Origin of the sequence: Algibacter luteus, assembly GCF_030344935.1 — a bacterium.
GTDB classification, from domain to species: Bacteria; Bacteroidota; Bacteroidia; order Flavobacteriales; family Flavobacteriaceae; genus Arenitalea; species Arenitalea lutea.
The window spans coordinates 2,508,100-2,528,763 of record NZ_CP128313.1 but is presented as its reverse complement, the minus strand read 5'-3'; the positions used below and the strand labels follow the sequence as shown (position 1 = coordinate 2,528,763).

Annotated in this window: 21 protein-coding genes; 14 read left to right on the top strand and 7 right to left on the bottom strand. The window is 31.6% G+C overall.

Annotation, left to right across the window (positions count from 1 at the left end):
• Positions 1–80: 80 nt before the first annotated feature.
• From dnaK to O5O44_RS10550, 3 genes are all read left to right on the top strand, one after another.
• Entirely contained in the window at positions 81–1,988 is a 1,908-nt protein-coding gene (gene dnaK / locus O5O44_RS10560; protein WP_289194324.1) for a molecular chaperone DnaK, read from the top strand.
• Positions 1,989–2,120: 132 nt separating this feature from the next.
• Positions 2,121–2,777, top strand: a complete 657-nt coding sequence (locus tag O5O44_RS10555; protein ID WP_289194323.1) for a hypothetical protein — start codon at positions 2,121–2,123, stop codon at positions 2,775–2,777.
• Positions 2,778–2,908: 131 nt separating this feature from the next.
• Positions 2,909–4,138: a class I SAM-dependent rRNA methyltransferase gene (locus tag O5O44_RS10550; protein WP_289194322.1), complete on the top strand. Its 1,230-nt coding sequence runs from the start codon at positions 2,909–2,911 to the stop codon at positions 4,136–4,138.
• Positions 4,139–4,222: 84 nt separating this feature from the next.
• Here the strand turns inward: O5O44_RS10550 and O5O44_RS10545 are convergent, their stop codons facing one another.
• From O5O44_RS10545 to O5O44_RS10530, 4 genes are all read right to left on the bottom strand, one after another.
• A complete protein-coding gene (locus O5O44_RS10545) occupies positions 4,223–4,723 on the bottom strand; it encodes a nicotinate-nucleotide adenylyltransferase (protein WP_289194321.1) in 501 nt (166 codons plus the stop codon).
• 283 nt (positions 4,724–5,006) lie between these two features.
• Positions 5,007–5,507 (bottom strand): nicotinate-nucleotide adenylyltransferase, encoded by a 501-nt coding sequence (locus O5O44_RS10540; protein ID WP_289194320.1) that lies wholly within the window; start codon positions 5,505–5,507, stop codon positions 5,007–5,009.
• Between the two features lie 329 nt (positions 5,508–5,836).
• Positions 5,837–6,355, bottom strand: a complete 519-nt coding sequence (locus O5O44_RS10535) for a hypothetical protein (protein ID WP_289194319.1) — start codon at positions 6,353–6,355, stop codon at positions 5,837–5,839.
• 159 nt (positions 6,356–6,514) lie between these two features.
• Entirely contained in the window at positions 6,515–7,213 is a 699-nt protein-coding gene (locus O5O44_RS10530; protein ID WP_289194318.1) for a Crp/Fnr family transcriptional regulator, read from the bottom strand.
• 329 nt (positions 7,214–7,542) lie between these two features.
• Here O5O44_RS10530 and O5O44_RS10525 point away from each other — a divergent pair, with 329 nt between their 5' ends.
• Entirely contained in the window at positions 7,543–8,490 is a 948-nt protein-coding gene (locus O5O44_RS10525; protein WP_289194317.1) for an NAD(P)H-dependent flavin oxidoreductase, read from the top strand.
• Here O5O44_RS10525 and O5O44_RS10520 read toward each other — a convergent pair.
• Entirely contained in the window at positions 8,479–8,835 is a 357-nt protein-coding gene (locus O5O44_RS10520) for a hypothetical protein (RefSeq protein WP_289194316.1), read from the bottom strand. The two genes, O5O44_RS10525 and O5O44_RS10520, sit on opposite strands and share 12 nt — an antisense overlap.
• Before the next feature lie 197 nt (positions 8,836–9,032).
• On the opposite strand from O5O44_RS10520, the gene O5O44_RS10515 reads away from it, so the two are divergent.
• Both O5O44_RS10515 and O5O44_RS10510 read left to right on the top strand, forming a co-directional pair.
• Positions 9,033–9,926, top strand: a complete 894-nt coding sequence (locus O5O44_RS10515) for a YncE family protein (RefSeq protein ID WP_289194315.1) — start codon at positions 9,033–9,035, stop codon at positions 9,924–9,926.
• A gap of 55 nt (positions 9,927–9,981) precedes the next feature.
• Positions 9,982–10,359, top strand: coding sequence for a DUF2200 domain-containing protein (locus tag O5O44_RS10510; protein WP_289194314.1), 378 nt, complete (start codon positions 9,982–9,984; stop codon positions 10,357–10,359).
• A 41-nt stretch (positions 10,360–10,400) separates the two neighbouring features.
• Here O5O44_RS10510 and O5O44_RS10505 read toward each other — a convergent pair whose 3' ends face one another.
• Positions 10,401–10,973, bottom strand: coding sequence for a GNAT family N-acetyltransferase (locus tag O5O44_RS10505; RefSeq protein ID WP_289194313.1), 573 nt, complete (start codon positions 10,971–10,973; stop codon positions 10,401–10,403).
• A gap of 72 nt (positions 10,974–11,045) precedes the next feature.
• Here O5O44_RS10505 and O5O44_RS10500 point away from each other — a divergent pair, with 72 nt between their 5' ends.
• From O5O44_RS10500 to O5O44_RS10480, 5 genes are all read left to right on the top strand, one after another.
• Positions 11,046–11,468, top strand: coding sequence for a PaaI family thioesterase (locus O5O44_RS10500; protein WP_019387531.1), 423 nt, complete (start codon positions 11,046–11,048; stop codon positions 11,466–11,468).
• A gap of 2 nt (positions 11,469–11,470) precedes the next feature.
• Positions 11,471–12,586 carry a chorismate-binding protein gene (locus tag O5O44_RS10495; RefSeq protein WP_289194312.1) on the top strand — a complete coding sequence of 372 codons (1,116 nt, stop codon included), beginning with the start codon at positions 11,471–11,473 and terminating at the stop codon, positions 12,584–12,586.
• Between the two features lie 50 nt (positions 12,587–12,636).
• Positions 12,637–14,397 carry a 2-succinyl-5-enolpyruvyl-6-hydroxy-3-cyclohexene-1-carboxylic-acid synthase gene (gene menD, locus O5O44_RS10490; protein ID WP_289194311.1) on the top strand — a complete coding sequence of 587 codons (1,761 nt, stop codon included), beginning with the start codon at positions 12,637–12,639 and terminating at the stop codon, positions 14,395–14,397.
• A gap of 97 nt (positions 14,398–14,494) precedes the next feature.
• Positions 14,495–14,833, top strand: a complete 339-nt coding sequence (locus O5O44_RS10485) for a DUF2853 family protein (protein ID WP_019387528.1) — start codon at positions 14,495–14,497, stop codon at positions 14,831–14,833.
• Between the two features lie 264 nt (positions 14,834–15,097).
• Positions 15,098–15,931, top strand: coding sequence for a CvfB family protein (locus tag O5O44_RS10480; protein WP_289194310.1), 834 nt, complete (start codon positions 15,098–15,100; stop codon positions 15,929–15,931).
• Here O5O44_RS10480 and O5O44_RS10475 read toward each other — a convergent pair.
• Entirely contained in the window at positions 15,916–16,347 is a 432-nt protein-coding gene (locus O5O44_RS10475; protein WP_289194309.1) for a hypothetical protein, read from the bottom strand. The two genes, O5O44_RS10480 and O5O44_RS10475, sit on opposite strands and share 16 nt — an antisense overlap.
• Before the next feature lie 367 nt (positions 16,348–16,714).
• Between O5O44_RS10475 and mnmE the strand changes: the two genes are divergently transcribed.
• The 3 genes from mnmE (at position 16,715) to O5O44_RS10460 (ending at position 20,521) form a co-directional block, all read left to right on the top strand.
• On the top strand, positions 16,715–18,112 hold the full coding sequence (mnmE, locus tag O5O44_RS10470) for a tRNA uridine-5-carboxymethylaminomethyl(34) synthesis GTPase MnmE (RefSeq protein ID WP_289194308.1): 1,398 nt from the start codon (positions 16,715–16,717) through the stop codon (positions 18,110–18,112).
• Positions 18,113–18,232: 120 nt separating this feature from the next.
• A complete protein-coding gene (glgP, locus tag O5O44_RS10465) occupies positions 18,233–19,873 on the top strand; it encodes an alpha-glucan family phosphorylase (RefSeq protein ID WP_289194307.1) in 1,641 nt (546 codons plus the stop codon).
• Positions 19,874–20,074: 201 nt separating this feature from the next.
• Complete coding sequence (locus O5O44_RS10460; protein WP_019387523.1) at positions 20,075–20,521, top strand: hypothetical protein; 447 nt, start codon at positions 20,075–20,077, stop codon at positions 20,519–20,521.
• Positions 20,522–20,664 lie beyond the last annotated feature (143 nt).

Genomic DNA, 20,664 nt, shown 5'->3' with positions numbered 1-20,664 from the left:
AGCATTTTTGAGTTGGCATAATGATTGACTTATACTTTCCGAAATTAAAAATGAACATTCAACACAATAAATAAAATATTATGAGTAAAATTATTGGAATCGATTTAGGAACAACCAACTCTTGCGTTTCTGTGATGGAAGGTAACGAGCCTGTTGTAATCCCAAACGCGGAAGGTAAACGTACGACGCCATCGGTGATTGCATTTGTAGAAGGAGGAGAGATTAAGGTTGGTGATCCTGCGAAAAGACAAGCGGTAACAAACCCTACAAAAACTGTTTATTCTATTAAACGTTTTATGGGGAATAAATATTCTGAGTCTAAAAAAGAGGCAGAGCGTGTACCTTATAAAGTAGTGAAAGGTGATAATGACACGCCTAGAGTTGATATTGAAGGACGTTTGTATACGCCTCAAGAATTATCGGCAATGATTCTTCAAAAAATGAAGAAAACAGCTGAAGATTATTTAGGAACGGATGTAACTCGTGCGGTTATTACAGTACCTGCTTACTTTAACGATAGCCAACGTCAAGCAACTAAAGAGGCTGGTGAAATTGCTGGTTTAAAAGTAGAGCGTATTATTAACGAGCCTACTGCCGCGGCATTAGCTTACGGATTAGATAAAAAAGGAAAAGACCAAAAGATAGTGGTTTTTGATTTTGGTGGAGGAACACATGACGTTTCGATACTAGAATTAGGAGATGGTGTTTTTGAAGTACTTTCTACAGACGGTGATACACACTTAGGTGGTGACGATGTTGATGAAAAAATCATCAACTGGTTGGCAGACGAGTTTAATGCTGAAGAGAGCATGGATTTAAGAAAAGATCCTATGTCTTTACAACGTTTAAAAGAAGCTGCTGAAAAAGCGAAGATTGAATTATCATCTTCTGCACAAACAGAAATTAACTTACCATATATTACGGCTACTGCAAGTGGACCAAAGCACTTAGTGCGTACGTTAACACGTTCTAAATTCGAGCAATTAATTGACGATTTAGTAAAACGTACTATCGAGCCTTGTGAGTCGGCATTAAAAGCTGCTGGTTTAAGTAAAAGTGATATTGATGAAGTAATTTTAGTAGGTGGTTCTACTCGTATACCTGCGGTGCAAGCTGCTGTTGAGAAATTCTTTGGAAAAGCACCAAGTAAAGGTGTAAATCCTGATGAAGTAGTATCTCTTGGAGCTGGTATTCAAGGTGGTGTATTAACTGGAGATGTTAAAGATGTATTACTTTTAGATGTAACGCCTTTATCTCTAGGTATTGAAACTATGGGTAATGTATTTACAAAACTTATTGATGCAAATACAACTATACCTACTAAGAAATCGCAAGTATTCTCTACGGCTGCGGATAATCAACCATCTGTTGAGATTCATGTATTACAAGGAGAAAGAGCGATGGCTGCAGATAACAAAACTATTGGACGTTTCCATTTAGATGGTATTCCACCAGCAAGACGTGGTACACCTCAAATTGAAGTAACGTTTGATATTGATGCCAATGGTATTATTAAAGTATCTGCGGAAGATAAAGCGACTGGTAAGAAGCAAGATATTAGAATTGAAGCATCGTCTGGATTAACTGAAGAAGAAATCCAAAAGATGAAAGCGGATGCTGAAGCAAATGCTGAAGCTGATAAAAAAGCTGCCGAACAAGCTCAAAAATTAAATGAAGCTGATTCTATGATTTTCCAAACGGAAAAACAATTAGAAGAGTTTGGTGATAAATTATCTGATGATAAAAAGCAACCTATAGTTGATGCTTTAGAAGAGTTGAAAAAAGCATACGAGTCTAAAGACTTAGCAGTTATTGAACCAGCTTTAGAAAAGATAAATGAAGCTTGGAAAGTAGCGTCTGAAGAAATGTATAAAGCACAAGCTGAAGCGCAACAAGCTGGAGGTGAAGCTCCAGGACAAGATGCTAGTGCAGGAGATCAAGCTGAGGGTAGCGATGTTGAAGATGTAGATTTTGAAGAAGTGAAATAAGTTTAGTTACTTACAATTTATATTAAAACGCAATCAGAAATGGTTGCGTTTTTTTGTTATCTCTTTTTTGTGTTAACTGAAATAGGTGATTCTAAACTATAAATTGTACTTTAATTGAATAAAATCCAACTAATGGAAAAAAATAAAAACGGAATTTCAAATCGGCTTGAGAGTGTAATTACATTAGTTAGAAATGGTTTATTTTGGCACGGTGTACGAAATAATTTGGCTAAAATTGGCTTAGATTTCATGCCTTATTATTATTGTAAGTCGTTGTCTAGTGAAGTAAATCCAGACCAAATCAAAACTCCAGATTTAGATTTAAAGCTTTCCATTTTTGGTAAAGCTGAAATTAATGAAATTAAGAATTCTATACTTGGGATTAGCGATAAAGATTTATTTAAAGATTTAAATAATGGTGTGACATGTGTTGGTTTAAAAAAAGACGACAACATAGTCGCTTTTTTATTTATTCGTAGAAAACCATTTTACTTTAGAAACAGGCTTTTTAATTTAGATAAAAGCGAATGTTTTTTTGATTACATGTACACCTATGAAATATATAGAGGTAAGGCTATCGCGCCATATTTAAGATATCAATGTTATAATTTGTTAGAAAATGAGGGCGTGCAAACATTTTATTCTATTAGTGAGTATTTTAATTTTTCTGCGATAAAATATCAGAAAAAATTTAATGCTAAACGATTAGAATTATGTTTGAGTATTAAACTATTAAAAAAAAGGACTTGGAATTTCACTCTTAAAAAATACGAATCTAAATGCTCCTAGTGTTCTCTAAATCGATTTAGGTTTGGTTGGTATTTCTGGTATAAATTATTATTTTTTTTAAAAGTGAAATGATAAAGATATCATCACATCTGCATCTAAGAGAAAACAATTACTTTTACTCAAATTTACACATGGAATTCTCAATAAAAATAAAGTCTAAGTACAATCCCAAACGATTAGCAGTCAAACTAAATGCTAAAGGTGAACAGTTTGTTGTACAAGGTCATCCGTGGGTGTTTTCAAATAATATTATCAAAATAAATGACGATGCGAAGTCGGGCGATTTAGCGATAATATTTGGCAAAAATAAAAATAGAGTTATTGGTATAGGACTTTATGATGCTAATTCTCCTATTCGGATAAAAATGCTTCATAGCAGTACAGATAAAGCTGAGATTAATGCCGCATTTTTTCAAAATAAAATAAAAGAAGCTTTTAATAAAAGACAGCCTTTATTAAAAACAAATACAAACAGTTATCGTTTACTTTTTGGCGAAAATGACGGATTTCCTGGGCTCATCGCGGATGTTTATGCATCAGTTTTAGTGGTAAAAATATATTCGGAAATTTGGTTATCCTATTTAGAAACGATTATTCCAATTTTAAGAGTTGTTTCAAAGGCAGATACTATAGTCATACGTTTAAGTAGAAACTTGGAACAGTCAAAATTGCATCAATTAAAAAATGGCGAAGTTGTTTATGGTACGCTTCACAATGAGGTTGTAACCTTTGTTGAACACGGTGTTAACTTTTCGGCAAACGTAATCAAAGGGCATAAAACAGGTTATTTTTTAGATCATCGCGCCAATAGAAAACAAGTAGGCGAGTGGAGTAAAGGGAAAACAGTATTGGATGTGTTTAGTTATGCTGGTGGTTTTTCTGTGCATGCATTAGCGAATGGCGCTATAGAAGTTACGAGTTTAGATATTAGCAAACAAGCTTTAGACATTGCGTTGAGTAATGGTAAATTAAATCCGTACACAGGGAAACACAAAATAATTGCAGGTGACGCTTTCGCAGAATTAAAAAAGCTCATTAAAAATAACGTGACTTATGATGTTGTTGTAATAGACCCACCAAGTTTTGCAAAACAAGCCTCTGAAATTGAGTTGGCTAAAAAGAAATATGCACAATTGGCTGATTTGGGCGAAAAACTCACTGCTAAAAAAGGCTTATTAGTATTAGCATCGTGCTCTTCAAGAGTGTTAGCTCAAGCGTTTTTTGATATTAATAATCAAGTCTTGGCATCATCAAATAGAAATTACAAAGAGGTTCTTAAAACGACTCATGATATTGATCATCCTATTAGTTTTCCTGAAGGCGCTTACTTAAAATGTGGATATTATCGTTTTCTTGATTGACGTTGAAGTAAATCTAATCAATTGAAAAAGCACAATCAAAATGTTAATTGTGCTTTTTGAGTTTTTGTAGTTTGTCTGTACTAATTAAATAAAATCACCATTCTCATCTAATTTTACCCTCATAGTTTTATTTCCATTTTTAAGTTTCACTTTGTATTGCTTAAAAATTTTATCGTTGTCCCTGTGAAAGTTCACCAGATAAACATCTTTTTCTAAAGACCAATTTGGAAATCTTTTACCTATAGCTTGCTGAACTGCTCTCGGTAATTTAATGTCTTTAAATTTTTCAATTGTTCTAATAATTTTTCCATCTTTATCGTATGCTGCAAGTATTTTTCCTTCGGGGATAAAAAAGGATACATTGTAAATATCATACTCATCTTCATAAAGCTCTGATTTTTTTATATCGTACATGGCTACTTTTTCTTGTAGCATTTGAACAGATATATCGGTATCTTCATTTTCAACAGCGTTCAAATATTTATAATTTACTGCTGTGATAACCACCTCAGGTAATTGAGTTATTTGAGAATAAACCTCAAAGGTCAGACAAAAAACAATCAGACTAAAAATTAATTTTTTCATAGTATTAATGTATTAAAGGTTAATAACGTTAAGTTACATTAATAATAAAGTTCTTACAATGATAACTGTCAGAATAACAGGTATTTAGTAAGATGTTTAATGTTAAAATTTAACATTTAATATGAGTTAAGATCTGTAACAAAATTTGTTTTTAAACCATATATTAGTAACAATCAAATTACGAGGCAACTTTAAATTAAAGCATATGATATTGGTCATCTTTTTGCTCTTGTGAAAGTTGCCAAATTAAAATGTGGTTATTATATCGGTTTAAAGATTAATTCTATATAAACTCTCCTTTTTTATTGGTTTTCACAGATATTATAGAATCGTTGTTTTTAATTTTTATTTTATAAACTTGTTCTAAAGCATCTTCATCACAATGAAATTTAACCACATAAACATCTTCTACAACACTGCTATTAGGATACTTTTCAGCAATAGCTTGCAATACAATATGAGGTAATCTTATGTTGATATATTTTTCGAATGTTTTAATAATTTTTCCATCCTTATTGAATGAAGCAACTATTTGCCCTTCAGGAATTTGAAAAGTAACATTATAGATGTCGTTTTTAGTGTCATATAATTCAGAAAGTTGAGATGAATTGTATTCTAAAAGAGCTTGTTCTAGTTTGTTAACGTAACTACAATTGTTTTCATAATCCACTGAGTTCATATAATCAGAATTTACTGTTATTACAGTTTCAGGTAATTCCACAGTTTGCGAGTATATTAAACTTAAGGAGCTTAAAGTGAATACTACAGATAATAATTTTTTCATGATAGAGGTTTTATATTTTTCGAGTATAAAATTAATTATGCATGCATAATAAAAATATGATAAAAGTCATGTTATCAATGGTTTACATGAAAATTTTTGTAACCTATTGAAAATCAATTACTATGCATGCATAGTAATTTAAATTATTACAAAAGGAATTAAAGAAAACTTATAAAGAGGTAAAAATGGTTGCTTTTGAATGTGGTAAATTTATTAACTGAGTAGATGTAGAAATTAAAGCAATGTTAAGTGAAGTAAAAAAAACCGCAAATGCCCTAAAATTAGTAGTAACATTTGCGGTGCTATTGAGAATTTGCCATAATAAAATATTAAAGAATTCTTCCAGATGGATCAATTTTTAATTTAATTCTATTATCGTCTTTCAAGAGTTTAACAGTGTAATATTTTTTAGCTTCTTTTCCTTGAAAGTATCGCACCAAATAGGTGTCCGATTCAAAATGCCATCCTGGGTATTTCATCATTATTTGCTTTACAATATCTTTGGGTAAAGCAATATTTTTAAATTTCTCAAAAGACTTTAAAATTTTCCCAGCTTCATCGTAAGTAGCGATAACTCTCGCATTTGATTCTTGAAAAATTACTTCAAATGCTTGAATGTCTTCTAATTCAAAATCTGGATGTTCTGTTACATCGTAACGGGCAACAGTTCTCTCCAGTTTTTTAACCTTTAACGGTGCGTTATCATCAACAACTTTACTTATATAAGTTAAATTGCGTGGAACAATTGTTACTTCTGGTAAAAGTTCACTTTGTGATATACTTTTATTCTGTGCAACTGATAGGTTGGTGAGTCCTAAAACTAATAAACCAATAATAAAATTTTTCATTTTTTTTGTATTAAATTAATAATTCCGTTAACTAATAAACTATCATTAATTCTTAAAAAATTGTACAATTCTATTGTTGGGATTGAACCAAAGATAATCGAGCAATTCAGTTTAAAAAGTTACCTAGGTGCGAAATACTGTTAAATGTTTCTTAATGTATTAATTGTCGCTCTTAATAAGGTTAATCAATTTATCCATATCGCAAATTTCAATATTTTTCTTATGTATTTTTATAATACCACTTAATTTTAAAGTGCGGATATGTCTGTTTAAAACTGCTCGGGTAGTGCCTATTAAGTTTGCTAATTCATTGTGAGGAAGATTGTTAATGACTTCTAACTTATTTGTAAGTTTATTGTGATATTTAATTAAAAGTTTCGCGAATCGAGTTGGTGTATCGTCTATAATTATTTCTTTTACATATTCTTCAAGATGATTCATTTTATGTAAAGTAAAGTCTAGAATAGATTTCACAAAAATCGGGTTTTTAGTTAGCCATACTTTCATACTAGCAACTGGTATACATAAAATTTCACTATAGTTTAAAGATTCGTAATAAATATTATGTGTATAACCATTAATTAAAGTTAATACATCAAACATATCATTAGCTTTAAGAATGTAAAGCGTAAAATATCGGTCGTTTTCAATATTATAATTATACACCTTTATTTTTCCTGTTAGAATAATATGAAATTTATGAATGTTTTTGTCACCAAAATGACATGTTTTTTTTGGCCATTGTTCAATGTAACCAATATCAAAAAGATTTAAAAGGGATGGATTGGGTAACTTATCAAAAAGATTACTCTTTTTTAAATTGATAAAATAAGGATTATTTTGATCGATTTTTCCCATTGCATTCGAATTTATACCATATCAAATCAAACGAGGTTAAATCAATTTTTGAGGAAAATGATTAATTCAGAATGTTTCTTTAAATTCAAAAGGGAAGCTTGAATATACAATTTTTAATTGAGAAATGAAATATTTTAAAATAAAATTAACGAATGTAGCTGATGACGTGAAGTGAAATATGCAATCGTAATACGCCCTGTTATTATTTAAGCAACTTAAGTTTTAAACATAATTCCTTATATTCATAATGACCTTATTATTGTTTAAAGTTTAAATTTTATTATGCACGCATAATAATTTATTATATTTGTTGAAATTAATTATCAGCAATGGAAACAAAACTCACTAAATTATTAAACATTAAATATCCAATCATTCAAGCTCCTATGTTTTTAGTTTCAAATGTAGATATGGTAAAAGAAGCTATGAATGGTGGCATTGCTGGATGTATACCAGCGTTAAATTATAGAACATTAGATGAGTTAAGAGCAGCGTTAAAAGCATTAAAAGCGGCTAAACCAGAAGGTGGTTCTTTTGGCTTTAATTTAATAGTAAATAAATCAAATGTCAAATATAAGGGGCAATTGGAAGTGATATGTGAAGAAGGCTGTGACTTTATAATAACATCTTTGGGAAGTCCTGAAGAAACCATTAAACAGGCACATAAAGTGGGCATTAAAGTATTTTGTGATGTAACCGATTTAAAATTTGCACAAAAAGTTGAATACCTTGGCGCAGATGCTATTATAGCAGTAAATAATGAAGCAGGAGGGCATCGTGGAAACTTATCTCCCGAGGAATTAATAAAAGAGTTAAGTACAAACTGTAAAATTCCAGTTATTTCTGCAGGAGGTGTTGGGTGTAAGGCAGATATAGATAGGATGCTAAGTTATGGTGCTGAAGGCGTATCAGTTGGAAGTCCGTTTATCGCATCTGTTGAGGCCAATGTAACAGAAGAGTATAAGCAAGCTTGTGTTGAATATGGGGCAGATGATATTGTTATGACAGAACGTATCTCAGGAACACCGTGTACCGTAATCAATACGCCATATGTTCAAAAAATAGGAACAAAACAAACCTGGTTGGAGTCTGTTTTAAATAAAAACAAAAAACTTAAAAAATGGGTGAAAATGATTCGATTTTCAATTGGAATGAATGCTACCAAAAATGCAGCAACCAAAGCTACCTATAAAACCGTTTGGGTAGCAGGACCAAGTATTGAACACACCAATGAAATTTTACCAACTAAAGAAATTATAAATCGCTTAGTTAACTAAAGCCACATGCTTCATTTGCCTACGCTTGTTATTGCCAACAAACAAATGGAGTGTTGTACTTGCCGTTAGTCCACCTAGACTTGTAGCGATGGCTTCACCAGTGTCAAACCGTCCTTCGATGATATAACCATCATAAATTTCTTTAGATAAACCTGCAAAAGTAGAAGCTGCTAAACTATACCAAAAAGCCTTCTTTTTGTTTTTAGTTTTTGAATATACCAGAGTATAAGTTCCGCCAGAAATTAAGAAACCAGCACCAAAATGGAGTTTATCATCTCCTGAAATAAATTGTGCACTACATATACTCGTAAAAGTTAATGCCAGAATTACAATAAAGAACTTCATACAATTAATTTTATCTTTTGTAATTTTAAATGATTTATAGTTTCGAGTTAAAATTACTTGATAAACAACTTATTTAATAGGTTTAACGTAGTCATAATTTACTAAATTTGAGTACTATGACATAGGTTTTCAAAGAAAACAAAAAAACATTATACAACGGTTAAATGTTATCAATCAGATTTATAAATACTTTAAAAATGAATTTAAAAGTTACCATTATCCTAATTATTACCTCATGTTTTATATTGTCTTGTGGAAAAAAAGCAAATCAACCTAAACAAGAAAAAGATTTAGAAACTATCGAGCCAAGTCTTCAATTTATTTGGGAAACAGACTCATTATTAACTACCTGCGAAGCTGTTTTGTATGATGACGCATCGAAGATTATTTACGTTGCCAACATTAATGAGGAACCATGGGAAAAAGATAATAACGGTTTTATTTCTACAATTAATGATAAGGGGGAGATATTAAATCTGAAATGGATTGAAGGTTTAAGCGGACCAAAGGGTATGGGGATTTCTAACGGAAAATTGTACGTTAATGATATTGATGCTATTGTCGAGATTGATATTCAGCAACAAAAAATATTGAATAGATATGAGGTACCAAATAATCCGCAATTAAATGATATTACAGTAAGTCCAAACGGTGTAGTTTATAGCTCTGGTTCTAATTCAAATACGATATATAAATTAGATAGTGGAAATGTAGTTGTTTTAGCAGAAGGCGACTTAAATCGACTTAATGGGCTTTTATGGCAAAAAGAAGGCCTGTATTATTTAGAATCGGGTAATCAGAATTTCGGAATCATGAATATGAACGACCTTACTTTTAAAACTTTAACTACAGGCATTGGTCATGGTGATGGTGTTGTACGTTTACAAAATGGAGATTTTATAATATCAAGTTGGAAAGGCGCTATTTTTTACATTAACTCAAAAGATTGGACTAAAACCTTACTTTTAAATACAGAAGCTGAATCTATTCAAACTGCAGATATTGATTATATTCCTTCAACACAAACGTTACTGATTCCTACCTTTTTTAACAATAGGGTAAAAGCGTACAAGGTAAATATGAGCAAATAATTGATTTTACTTTGCTTATTAATAGTTAGAATAAAAAATTTAAAATGAAATAAAGATGAAAGTTACTGCCGAAAAAAATGAACAAGTCGCTACTATGATATTCGCATCTATCTATCCACATTACTTGAATAGATTGGTGAAGAATGGTAGAACAAAAGAAGAACTCAATCAAGTCATAGAATGGTTTACTGGTTTTGATAAAAATGATTTACAAAAACTTATTGATGAGAAAGTAACTTTTGGAACATTTTTTCAAAAAGCTAAAATTCATCCGAATGAATACATGATTAAAGGAGTTGTTTGTGGTTATAGAATTGAAGAAATAGAGGATGAATTTGAATTGTATAAACGATGCAGACAAATGGAAAAACTCATTGATGAATTGGCAAAAGGTCGTAAAATGGAGAAAATATTACGAGAAGAAAGGAAGTAAAACTGGCGTTAAAACCGAAATATTTTCAATTATTAAACCCTTTAAAATCCAACAAAACGGGTCGCTTTGATGCTTTTCCATTCTTCCTTTAAAATACCATAACAGCAGGTGCTTCGTTTAAAACCATCAAGCATTAAAGTATCTTTTCGTAAAATACCTTCTAGTTTTGCACCTAGTTTTTCAACAGCTTTTCTGGATACCAAATTGCGTTCATCTATTCTAAACTCTACTTTATCAAATTGTAACGATTCAAACGCATATTGCAGCATTAAAAACTTCATATTTGTATTTAACCCGGTGCCTTGAAATTCTCGACCCAGCCATGTCCAACCAATGTGTAATACTTTGTTTTTGTAATTCATAAAACCAAAACGGGTACAACCTGCGTAGGCTTTTTTTTCTTTGTCAAAAATTATAAACGGAAACGCTGTTTTTTGATAATAAGCGTCAACTGCGGTTTGCACATAAGCTTTTAAATCTTCAGGTGTGTCTATTTTACTTGGAGAATAGTGTATTAATTTATCCTCTTGCGCTATCTTAATTAGGTGCTTATAATTACTTAAGTCTAAAAGCGATAATTTTACACGGTTATTTTCTAAAGTTGGTGCAATCATTTAATTGAGAATAAGATTAATTCTATATGCATTTTGTACTTTTACAAACACGATTTAAAATTACGTTTTTCTATGCAATTAAATAAAAAAGATGTTTTAGAGCAGCTTAATAAAGCTTGTAAAAATACCTTAATGGAAACCTTAAACATTGAAATGATAGATTTTGGGGACGATTTTTTAATTGCAAAAATGCCAGTAAATTCAAGAGTTCATCAGCCAGATGGCGTGTTACATGGCGGAGCCACTGTAGCATTAGCAGAAAGTGTAGGCAGTTTTGCTTCTCATATTTTTAACGACCCAGAAAAGTTTTTTGTTCGTGGTATAGAAATATCAGCAAACCACCTAAAAAGTATTCGAGAAGGTTACATTTTTGCTAATGCAACGTTTTTACATAAAGGAAGAACTACGCAATTACTCGATATTCGAATAACTGACGAAGCAGATAATTTAATATCAATTTGTAAACTAACAACTATAGCTTTACCTAAAAAATAAGGATGACGTTAGAAGAATTTTACAAGCAGGTTGAAACGCATTACCAAAATCAATTACCCTTTGTTGTTTACAGAAAACCCAACCAAGCTAAGATTTGGGGCAGACTCCAAAGTAATGCAGATTTAGTTTTTACTCAAGATTTTAACCAAAAAGGATTTGTGTTTTCTCCATTTGATAATATTAAGAACACGGTTTTAATTCCAAATGAAATCTCAGAAATTATCCAAACTAAAATAGAGCTACAAACATTCAGCGAAACCAAAACTGGTTCAGATTTCAATTTAAACGATGCTAAAAATTTTCATATTCAACTTGTTGAAAAAGGATTATCGGCTATTAAAAATTCAGAATTAAAAAAGGTGGTGCTTTCAAGGCAAGAAGTAGTTTCAGCTTCTCAAACCAATCCAATTGCTACTTTTAAAAAACTTTTAAATAAATATAATTCGGCCTTTGTTTATTGCTGGTATCATCCAAAAGTAGGATTATGGTTAGGGGCAACACCAGAGACCTTAATAAAAATTGAAGGCAGCCGATTTTCAATTATGGCCTTAGCTGGCACACAAGATTATAAGGGCAGTTTAGATGTTGTCTGGAAAGAAAAAGAATTACAAGAACAGCAATTTGTTACTGATTTTATTATAGAAAACTTAAAACCATCAGTTGAACATTTTAAAGTTTCAGATATTGAAACCGTAAAGGCAGGGAATTTAGTGCATCTAAAAACCATTATTTCGGCGCAGTTAAAACCTAATATACCTTTAACGCAAATTATAGAAGCATTGCATCCAACACCAGCAGTATGCGGATTGCCAAAAGAAGCTGCTAAAGCTTTTATTTTAAATCACGAAAACTATAACCGCGAATTTTATACGGGATTTTTAGGCGAATTAAATTGCGAAATTAAAGTAGCACCTCGTTCCTCGAAGCGTAATATTGAAAATAGAGCTTATGCGGTAACTAAAAAGAGCACACAGTTGTACGTTAATCTTCGATGTATGCAACTTATAAACCAGCAAGCCATAATTTATGTTGGAGGTGGTATTACCGAAAGTTCGAACGCAGAGCAAGAGTGGGAGGAAACCGTATCAAAATCATTAGTGATTAAAAGTGTTTTGTAATTGCATAAATAGCGGCGTATTTCTTATTTTTGAAGTTAGAAAAGGACTCAATGATTTACCCAAAAATTCCGCTTGCCCAAACTGTTATTCAACTCTGTAAGGCTAAAGGTATTAAGCATATTGTAATTTCCCCAGGAAGTAGAAATGCGCCTTTAACTATTGGATTTACTAAAAATAATTTCTTTAAATGTTATAGTATTGTTGACGAGCGATGTGCTGCATTTTTCGCATTAGGCATTGCGCAACAATTAAAAGAACCTACAGCTGTAGTATGTACTTCTGGTAGTGCGTTATTGAATTATTATCCTGCGGTATCAGAGGCTTTTTACAGTAATATTCCATTGGTTGTATTATCTGCAGACCGACCTAAGCACCTCGTTGGTATTGGTGATGGGCAAACCATTAATCAGAAAAATGTATTTGAAAATCATATTTTATATTCCGCCAATTTAAAATTAGACTTAAAAGATGAAAAGAATGTACCTGAACAAGAAGAACTGCCCATTATAAAGAATTTAGAAGATAAATTTGAGCGGTTATTAGGCTTGCAGAAAGACATTCAAACACACAACGAAGAACAAATTAATGTGGCTATAAATGTGGCACGATTTAAAAAAGGGCCTGTGCACATCAATATCCCTTTTAACGAACCACTTTATGAAACCGTTGAAAAATTAAGCGTTACACCAAAAGTGATTGACGTTGATATTGAATCAGAGGAAATAGAAGATTATTTACTTCAATCTTGCTTAGAAGATTGGAATGATGCCTCTAAAAAAATGATATTAGTTGGCGAAAATTTTCCAAATTCTATTGAGAAAAAATGGTTGGACGAATTGGCAGAAGATGATAGCGTAATTTTACTCACAGAAACTACTTCGAATTTACATCATCCAAGTTTTTTTACAAGCATAGATCAATTGATTGCGCCATTAAACGACACTGAAAAAAAACAACTCAGTCCAGATATTCTGGTAACGTTTGGGGGCTTAATTGTATCCAAAAAAATTAAACAACTACTTCGTAAATATCAACCTAAACAGCATTGGCATATCGATGCAAAAATAGCTAACGATACGTTTTTTTGTTTGAATAATCATTTTAAAGTAACCCCAAACGAATTTTTTGAAACGTTTTTGACTAAGATTACGCATTATTTTAAAAGTGATTATAAATCAACTTGGACAGCAGTAAATCAACATCGATTAAAAAGGCATAAAGCCTATATTGATCGCATTCCTTTTTCAGATTTCAAAGTGTTTAATACAGTTTTAAAATCGATTCCTAAACAATATATCTTACAATCTGGAAATAGTTCAACTATAAGATATACCCAGTTGTTTAAAATTGATAAATCTATTGAAGTGTTTTGTAATCGAGGTACTAGTGGTATAGACGGCAGCACATCAACAGCTATAGGTTGTGCTGTGGCCAACGAGCGCCCTACACTCTTTATTACTGGCGATTTAAGTTTTTTTTATGATAGTAATGCACTTTGGAATAATTATATTCCTAAAAACTTCAGAATAATTGTAATAAATAATCAAGGTGGTGGTATTTTTAGAATATTACCAGGACACAAAAACACCGAAAATTTTGATACTTATTTTGAAACCAAACATGAATTAAACGCTGAACATCTGTGTAACATGTATGGTATTAAATATGAAACGGCAACTGATTATGAATCCTTAAAATCAACTTTACAATCGTTTTATTTAGAAGGCAATAAACCCAAATTATTAGAAGTTTTTACACCTAGATCTATTAATGACGAAATTCTTTTAAATTACTTTGAGTTTATAGTATAAGTATGTGACTTAATCATAATTGTGGTGTCTAAAAATTAGCTATATTTATACTGCTATTAATTAATTTATTTTATTAACACCTTAAAACTAGAATATTATGAGTAAAAGAGACGAGCTTATTGCAAAATATGCTACTGATTTAAAAGAAAAATGCGGAGTTAACGCAGACATGGATTTATTAAGAAAAGTAACTATTGGTTGCGGACCATCTATTTACAACGCTGACGCTGCAACAGTATCAGGATCTGATGAGTCTGAATTAAACACAGTTAAGAAAAACTTCTTAATTAAGAAATTAGGATTGAAAGATGGACCTAAATTAGATGAAGGTATAAATGCAGTTATTGAAAAATATGGAAAATCTAACCGTAATAAATATAGAGCTGTTGTTTACTATTTATTAACTAAACATTTTGGTAAAGAGTCTGTTTACTAGTAAATAGTTTATATAATACATTTAGCACTGCTTTTGCGGTGCTTTTTTTTTGCATTATTTTGAGATGAAAGCTATCGCTTGCATAATAGAAATGTAGTTGCGATTTGATGCGTAAGGAATTCAACGGTGTTTGATCCCCGACCATAATCGGGAAAGTAGTAAAATCCCAACCCATTAATGATACCCCAAAAAGTAAAAAATAATTAGATAAAGTTCAGCTTTTAATTACCTAACACGACACATAAAAATTGTTACCTTTGGCGCATGATAAATTTAGGTGAAATAAATACATTAGAAATACTTCGTGAAACCGATCATGGTGTTTATTTAGTTGATGATGATGATAATCAAGTGTTACTTCCAAACCGTTATGTACCTGAGGGTTTCAAGATATGGGAAAAGCTTGATGTTTTTGTGTATTTAGATAACGAGGAACGCCCTGTTGCAACTACAGATATGCCTTATATTAAGCGTGGTGATTTTGCCTTGTTACGCTGTAACCAAGTGACTGATTATGGCGCTTTTTTAGATTGGGGTTTAGTTAAAGAATTGTTTTGCCCGTTTAGCGAGCAAGCATTCAAAATGAAACCAGGAGGTTGGTATTTGGTACACTGCTATTTGGATGAAAAAACAAATAGGTTAGTAGCTTCTAGTAAAACAAATCGCTTTTTAGATAATAAGGAATTAACTGTTGCCGAATTTGATGCTGTTGATTTGATAGTGTCTCATCCATCTGATATCGGGATGAATGTGATTGTAAATAAAAAACACATTGGTTTAATTTATAAAGACAGTATTTTCAGAGATTTAAGTGTTGGCGATAAACTTAAAGGCATTGTTAAAAAAATACGTCCGGGAAATAAGTTGGATATCGCTTTAGGACAGGTTGGTTATAGAAATATAGAGCCTAATGCCGATAAAATTATGAAAGAATTACAAGATAATAGCGGGTACTTAAAACTAACAGACAAATCGAGTCCGGAAGCTATTAAAGAAACACTTCAAATGAGTAAGAAAAATTTTAAGAAGGCAGTTGGAACTTTGTATAAAAAGCGCTTGATTGAAATTAAACCAGACGGCATTTATTTAGTGGAATAAAACAAACCGCTATTTTTTACTTTGTTATACACATTGAAGATGGCATCGTGTATATTTTCATAATCCACTTTATCCGAAATGCAAAAATCATTTTCTAATTCGGCATTCATTTTACCTGCAAGATCATGACCTACAACACCGTATGCATATAGGTTTTTGGCTTGTTCACGATACAGGTGAGTATCCAACAAATCTACAGAGTACGAATTAATGCGGTTGGCAACAACGCCATAGGGTTGAGAATGGCCGAAATAAGATGTAAGATCTGTTATAATTAAAGGTGCCTTTTGGATATCAAAATGTACACCTTCATGCATTTCTACCACCGCTACGTGGTTGAAAAAGTAGATGTTTCCTAAAGGGTTTTCAATACACTTTAAAATCTGATTAGAAAACTTTGAATCGGTTATTTTCATGGGCTGCAAATCTTTGTCTTGGTTGCGCTAGTTGAATTATATATATATTAATAGTAAACTTGGATGCTATTGTTTTGACACTCAATTGATTAATGCGTCACATTAATAGTATTGAATTGGCTTCAAAATTATACTATGCTTGCATAATAAATAATAGTTAAATTGTTGTAAATCAGCTATTTGCGAAGTTTTAAATTTTTACAAAAAAATATTTTCTATTTATTCAATAGTGAAATGTGAGCATGAATTCACTTTCTACATCAATAAGTTAACTTAAAATATTAATCCGTTTGAATTTAAAATTCATGAAGAGGTTTTGTTGCCCTTGTATTAGTAATAAGCATTTCAAATTTAGTATTTTTGATGCATGATAAATCAAGACACCATTGTAGCTTTAGCAACACCTTCTGGTGCAGGTGCCATTGCCGTTATAAGACTTTCTGGTAAAGATGCCATAACCATTGCAGATAGTTGTTTTAGATCGGTTAAAAATCAAAAATCTTTAACAAACCAAAAAACGCATACCATACATTTAGGGCACATAGTTGATGGCAATAGAACTATTGATGAAGTTTTAGTTTCTGTTTTTAAAAACCCCAATTCTTATACGGGTGAAGATGTAGTAGAGGTTTCGTGTCATGGTTCAAACTACATACAACAAGAAATCATACAATTGTTTCTAAGAAAAGGATGTAGAATGGCTACAGCGGGCGAGTTTACCCTTCGAGCGTTTTTAAATGGTAAGTTAGATTTGAGTCAAGCCGAAGCTGTTGCCGATTTAATTTCAAGCGATAACGAAGCCTCGCACCAAATAGCGATGCAGCAAATGCGCGGTGGTTTTTCTTCTGAAATAGCTAAACTTCGCGAAGAGCTTTTAAATTTCGCATCTTTAATTGAGTTAGAGTTGGATTTTGCTGAAGAGGATGTTGAGTTTGCTGACAGAACCCAATTTAAAGAATTAATAGAACGTATACGGTTTGTTCTAAAACGATTAATCGATTCGTTTGCGGTAGGTAATGTTATTAAAAATGGTATTCCTGTGGCTATTGTTGGAGAGCCTAATGTGGGGAAATCGACACTTTTAAATGCCCTGTTAAATGAAGAACGGGCTATAGTTTCAGAAATTGCGGGAACTACAAGAGATACTATTGAAGATGAAATTAGTATAGGTGGTATTGGTTTTAGATTTATTGACACCGCAGGTATTCGAGAAACTAAGGATGTTGTTGAAAGTATAGGAATTAAAAAGACTTTCGAGAAAATCGAGCAGGCTCAAGTTGTTGTCTTTATAGCCGATAGCTTAAATTTTAAAGAAGACCAGTTTATACATTCTTTTAAAATAGAGATTGAAAAAATTAACAATAAATATCCCTTAAAACCACTTTTAATAGTTGCCAATAAGGTTGATAAATTAAGTGAAGCCAACATAGAATCTATAAAAACGGAAATTCCACAAATTCATTTCTTATCGGCTAAAAAAGGCATTGGTGTTGATGAATTGAAAGACAAACTCTTAAGTTTCGTAAATACTGGGGCACTTAGAAATAATGATACTATTGTTACTAATTCTCGTCATTACGATTCGTTATTAAAAGCATATGAAGAGATTGATAAAGTAAAGCATGGATTAGATACTGGGTTGTCTGGCGATTTGTTAGCAATCGATATTCGTCAGGCTTTGTTCCATTTTGGTGAGATAACTGGTGAAATTACAACGGATGATTTGTTGGGAAATATTTTTGCTAATTTCTGTATTGGAAAGTAAATAGATTCTAAAAAAAATCAATAAATAATTATTTTTCAAAATAATCAGTTAGCATGATAATAATCATGAAATCTAACGGGTGTTTTTTGATAAGTTTACCTCTTAAAAATAAATAACATTATGAAGAGCGAATATAGTAAATGGTATCACCCGTATAAACCTGCAAAAGAATACAACAAGAAAGTAGCATACTTTAGTATGGAATTTGGTATCCATCAATCCTTTAATATTTATTCTGGAGGACTAGGATTTTTAGCAGGTTCGCATATGCGATCTGGTTTTGAGCTGAAGCAGAATATGATAGGTGTTGGAATGCTTTGGAAATATGGTTATTATGACCAAGCAAGAAATGAAGACCAAACTTTAAAAGTGGAATTTAATGAAAAACATTTCGATTTTCTTGAAGACACAGGAATTGAAGTGGAAATAAAACTGCATGATAACCCTCATGTTAAGGTAAGAGCTTATGTCTTAAAACCTGAAATATTTGGAACTGTACCCATGTATTTTTTAAGTACAGATGTTGAAGGAAATGATCATTTGTCTAGAACGATAACCAACCATTTGTATGATTCAAATCCCGTTACGCGAGTTTCTCAAAGTATTGTATTAGGAATTGGAGGAGCCAAAGTTGTTGAAGCATTGGGAGGTGCAGACACTTATCACCTTAATGAAGGGCATGCATTACCAGCATTTTATTATTTAAGAGATCGGGGTGTTAAAAAAAGTCAAATGGTTTTTACAACCCATACTCCAGAGAAAGCAGGAAATGAAGAACGTGATGCTCGACATTTAAACAGGTGTGGCTTTTTTGGTAGAACTTTATCTCAAGAAGAAATTGAAAAGGAAATGGTTAATGGTGGTAAAATAAATTATACCATTTCGGCTTTGCGAATGTCTAAAAAAGCAAATGCGGTATCGAAATTACATGCCATTGTAGCCAACGATATGTGGAAAGATTATGAAGGGGTCAGTAAAATAATACCGATTACAAATGCACAAAATCAAAAGTTTTGGCAAGATGAAACCATTAAAAAAGCATGGACTAAAAAGAATATCAAAGCATATAAAAAACGAAAAACAGAATTAAAAACCGAGTTATTCGATACTGTTTTAAAGCAAACAGGTAAAACATTTAATCCAAATGTATTAACAGTGGTCTGGGCTAGACGTTTTGCTGAATACAAAAGAGCCGATTTGTTATTGCATGATTTTGATAGATTTAAAAGATTGGTGTCTAACCAAAAATATCCAATCCAAATTATCTGGGCAGGTAAACCTTATCCATTTGACTATAATGCCATCGATGTCTTTAATCATTTAGTGCATCAATCAAAAAGTCAACCTAACATAGCAGTTTTGGTAGGTTATGAAATAGATTTGTCAAAAAAATTAAAATGTGGTTCAGATGTTTGGTTGAATACCCCTAGAATTACTCGTGAAGCTTCAGGAACAAGTGGAATGACAGCAGCTATGAATGGATCTGTGAATGTTTCAACAAATGATGGTTGGATTCCTGAGTTTCAAGAAGATGGAAAAAATTGTTTCGTATTACCAGCGCTAGATCACCATTTACCTACTTGGGATCAAGATAATATTGATGCTAATAATTTGTATGACATTTTAGAAACCAAAGTGGCTCCAACATATTATGATAATCCTGAAAAATGGCAACAAATTGTTTATCAAGGAATGGATGAAGTAATTCCGGAGTTTACAACACAACGAATGGCAGATGATTATTATAAGAAATTATTTTAATTTCAAATTATAATTTATTGTTACTCTTATTTTGATTTCACTAAGTAAATAATTGGATTTCAATATTTAGCCGTTTTGGGAATAATTTATTTGTAGGTTTAAGGCTACAATAGTGTTACTGTTTACAAAATAATTCGATAAAACGCTTGTTTTTTACGATAAATTACATAAATTTGTATTCTAAACCCTTAAATCTATAACATGAAAGTGAAGATTATTTTATTCAGTATAAGCCTTTTTCTCTTTACTGGCATTGGTTTTGCACAAAAAAAGAAACTGCCTAAGAGCTTTATAAGCGAGAAAACATCAATAGGTAAATATCACAATAAAGGTGAATTGGACCGTATGCAGAAAGGTGAGTTAATAGCTTTATATTCCGAAAGAGTACAGGTACTTGTAAAAACATTGCCTTATGTTGCTTTTGCTACTAAGCCTGGGGTAACAATGGCTACTTTAGGTATTCCTACTAGCAATGATAATAAAAAAGCTTTAGATGGTCAATTCGAATCTACAGATAATTACCTTGAAAACACAAACGAATTTCATAAAGAGTATTTACCATATTCAGATACTGGAAATTTAATAGCTGGTATATTGTTTTATGAAGAAATTATGAAATCGCTACATCAATACAACGATTTTAGATAGGCTATATTTAGAAAATTTTATTTTCAATCATAAAGTTGTAGTACAAAATTGATATCCAATTTTAATTGCTCTATTCTTAAAAAGATGAGGTCAAATCAAAATTGGATATCAATTTTTATTTTTTAATAAATGTATTCTTCCAA

Bases quoted from the DNA above. Each gene is read 5' to 3' on its own strand.
- dnaK (WP_289194324.1), top strand. From the start codon at position 81: ATGAGTAAAATTATTGGAATCGATTTAGGAACAACCAACTCTTGCGTT.
- O5O44_RS10555 (WP_289194323.1), top strand. From the start codon at position 2,121: ATGGAAAAAAATAAAAACGGAATTTCAAATCGGCTTGAGAGTGTAATT.
- O5O44_RS10550 (WP_289194322.1), top strand. From the start codon at position 2,909: ATGGAATTCTCAATAAAAATAAAGTCTAAGTACAATCCCAAACGATTA.
- O5O44_RS10545 (WP_289194321.1), bottom strand. From the start codon at position 4,723: ATGAAAAAATTAATTTTTAGTCTGATTGTTTTTTGTCTGACCTTTGAG.
- O5O44_RS10540 (WP_289194320.1), bottom strand. From the start codon at position 5,507: ATGAAAAAATTATTATCTGTAGTATTCACTTTAAGCTCCTTAAGTTTA.
- O5O44_RS10535 (WP_289194319.1), bottom strand. From the start codon at position 6,355: ATGAAAAATTTTATTATTGGTTTATTAGTTTTAGGACTCACCAACCTA.
- O5O44_RS10530 (WP_289194318.1), bottom strand. From the start codon at position 7,213: ATGGGAAAAATCGATCAAAATAATCCTTATTTTATCAATTTAAAAAAG.
- O5O44_RS10525 (WP_289194317.1), top strand. From the start codon at position 7,543: ATGGAAACAAAACTCACTAAATTATTAAACATTAAATATCCAATCATT.
- O5O44_RS10520 (WP_289194316.1), bottom strand. From the start codon at position 8,835: ATGAAGTTCTTTATTGTAATTCTGGCATTAACTTTTACGAGTATATGT.
- O5O44_RS10515 (WP_289194315.1), top strand. From the start codon at position 9,033: ATGAATTTAAAAGTTACCATTATCCTAATTATTACCTCATGTTTTATA.
- O5O44_RS10510 (WP_289194314.1), top strand. From the start codon at position 9,982: ATGAAAGTTACTGCCGAAAAAAATGAACAAGTCGCTACTATGATATTC.
- O5O44_RS10505 (WP_289194313.1), bottom strand. From the start codon at position 10,973: ATGATTGCACCAACTTTAGAAAATAACCGTGTAAAATTATCGCTTTTA.
- O5O44_RS10500 (WP_019387531.1), top strand. From the start codon at position 11,046: ATGCAATTAAATAAAAAAGATGTTTTAGAGCAGCTTAATAAAGCTTGT.
- O5O44_RS10495 (WP_289194312.1), top strand. From the start codon at position 11,471: ATGACGTTAGAAGAATTTTACAAGCAGGTTGAAACGCATTACCAAAAT.
- menD (WP_289194311.1), top strand. From the start codon at position 12,637: ATGATTTACCCAAAAATTCCGCTTGCCCAAACTGTTATTCAACTCTGT.
- O5O44_RS10485 (WP_019387528.1), top strand. From the start codon at position 14,495: ATGAGTAAAAGAGACGAGCTTATTGCAAAATATGCTACTGATTTAAAA.
- O5O44_RS10480 (WP_289194310.1), top strand. From the start codon at position 15,098: ATGATAAATTTAGGTGAAATAAATACATTAGAAATACTTCGTGAAACC.
- O5O44_RS10475 (WP_289194309.1), bottom strand. From the start codon at position 16,347: ATGAAAATAACCGATTCAAAGTTTTCTAATCAGATTTTAAAGTGTATT.
- mnmE (WP_289194308.1), top strand. From the start codon at position 16,715: ATGATAAATCAAGACACCATTGTAGCTTTAGCAACACCTTCTGGTGCA.
- glgP (WP_289194307.1), top strand. From the start codon at position 18,233: ATGAAGAGCGAATATAGTAAATGGTATCACCCGTATAAACCTGCAAAA.
- O5O44_RS10460 (WP_019387523.1), top strand. From the start codon at position 20,075: ATGAAAGTGAAGATTATTTTATTCAGTATAAGCCTTTTTCTCTTTACT.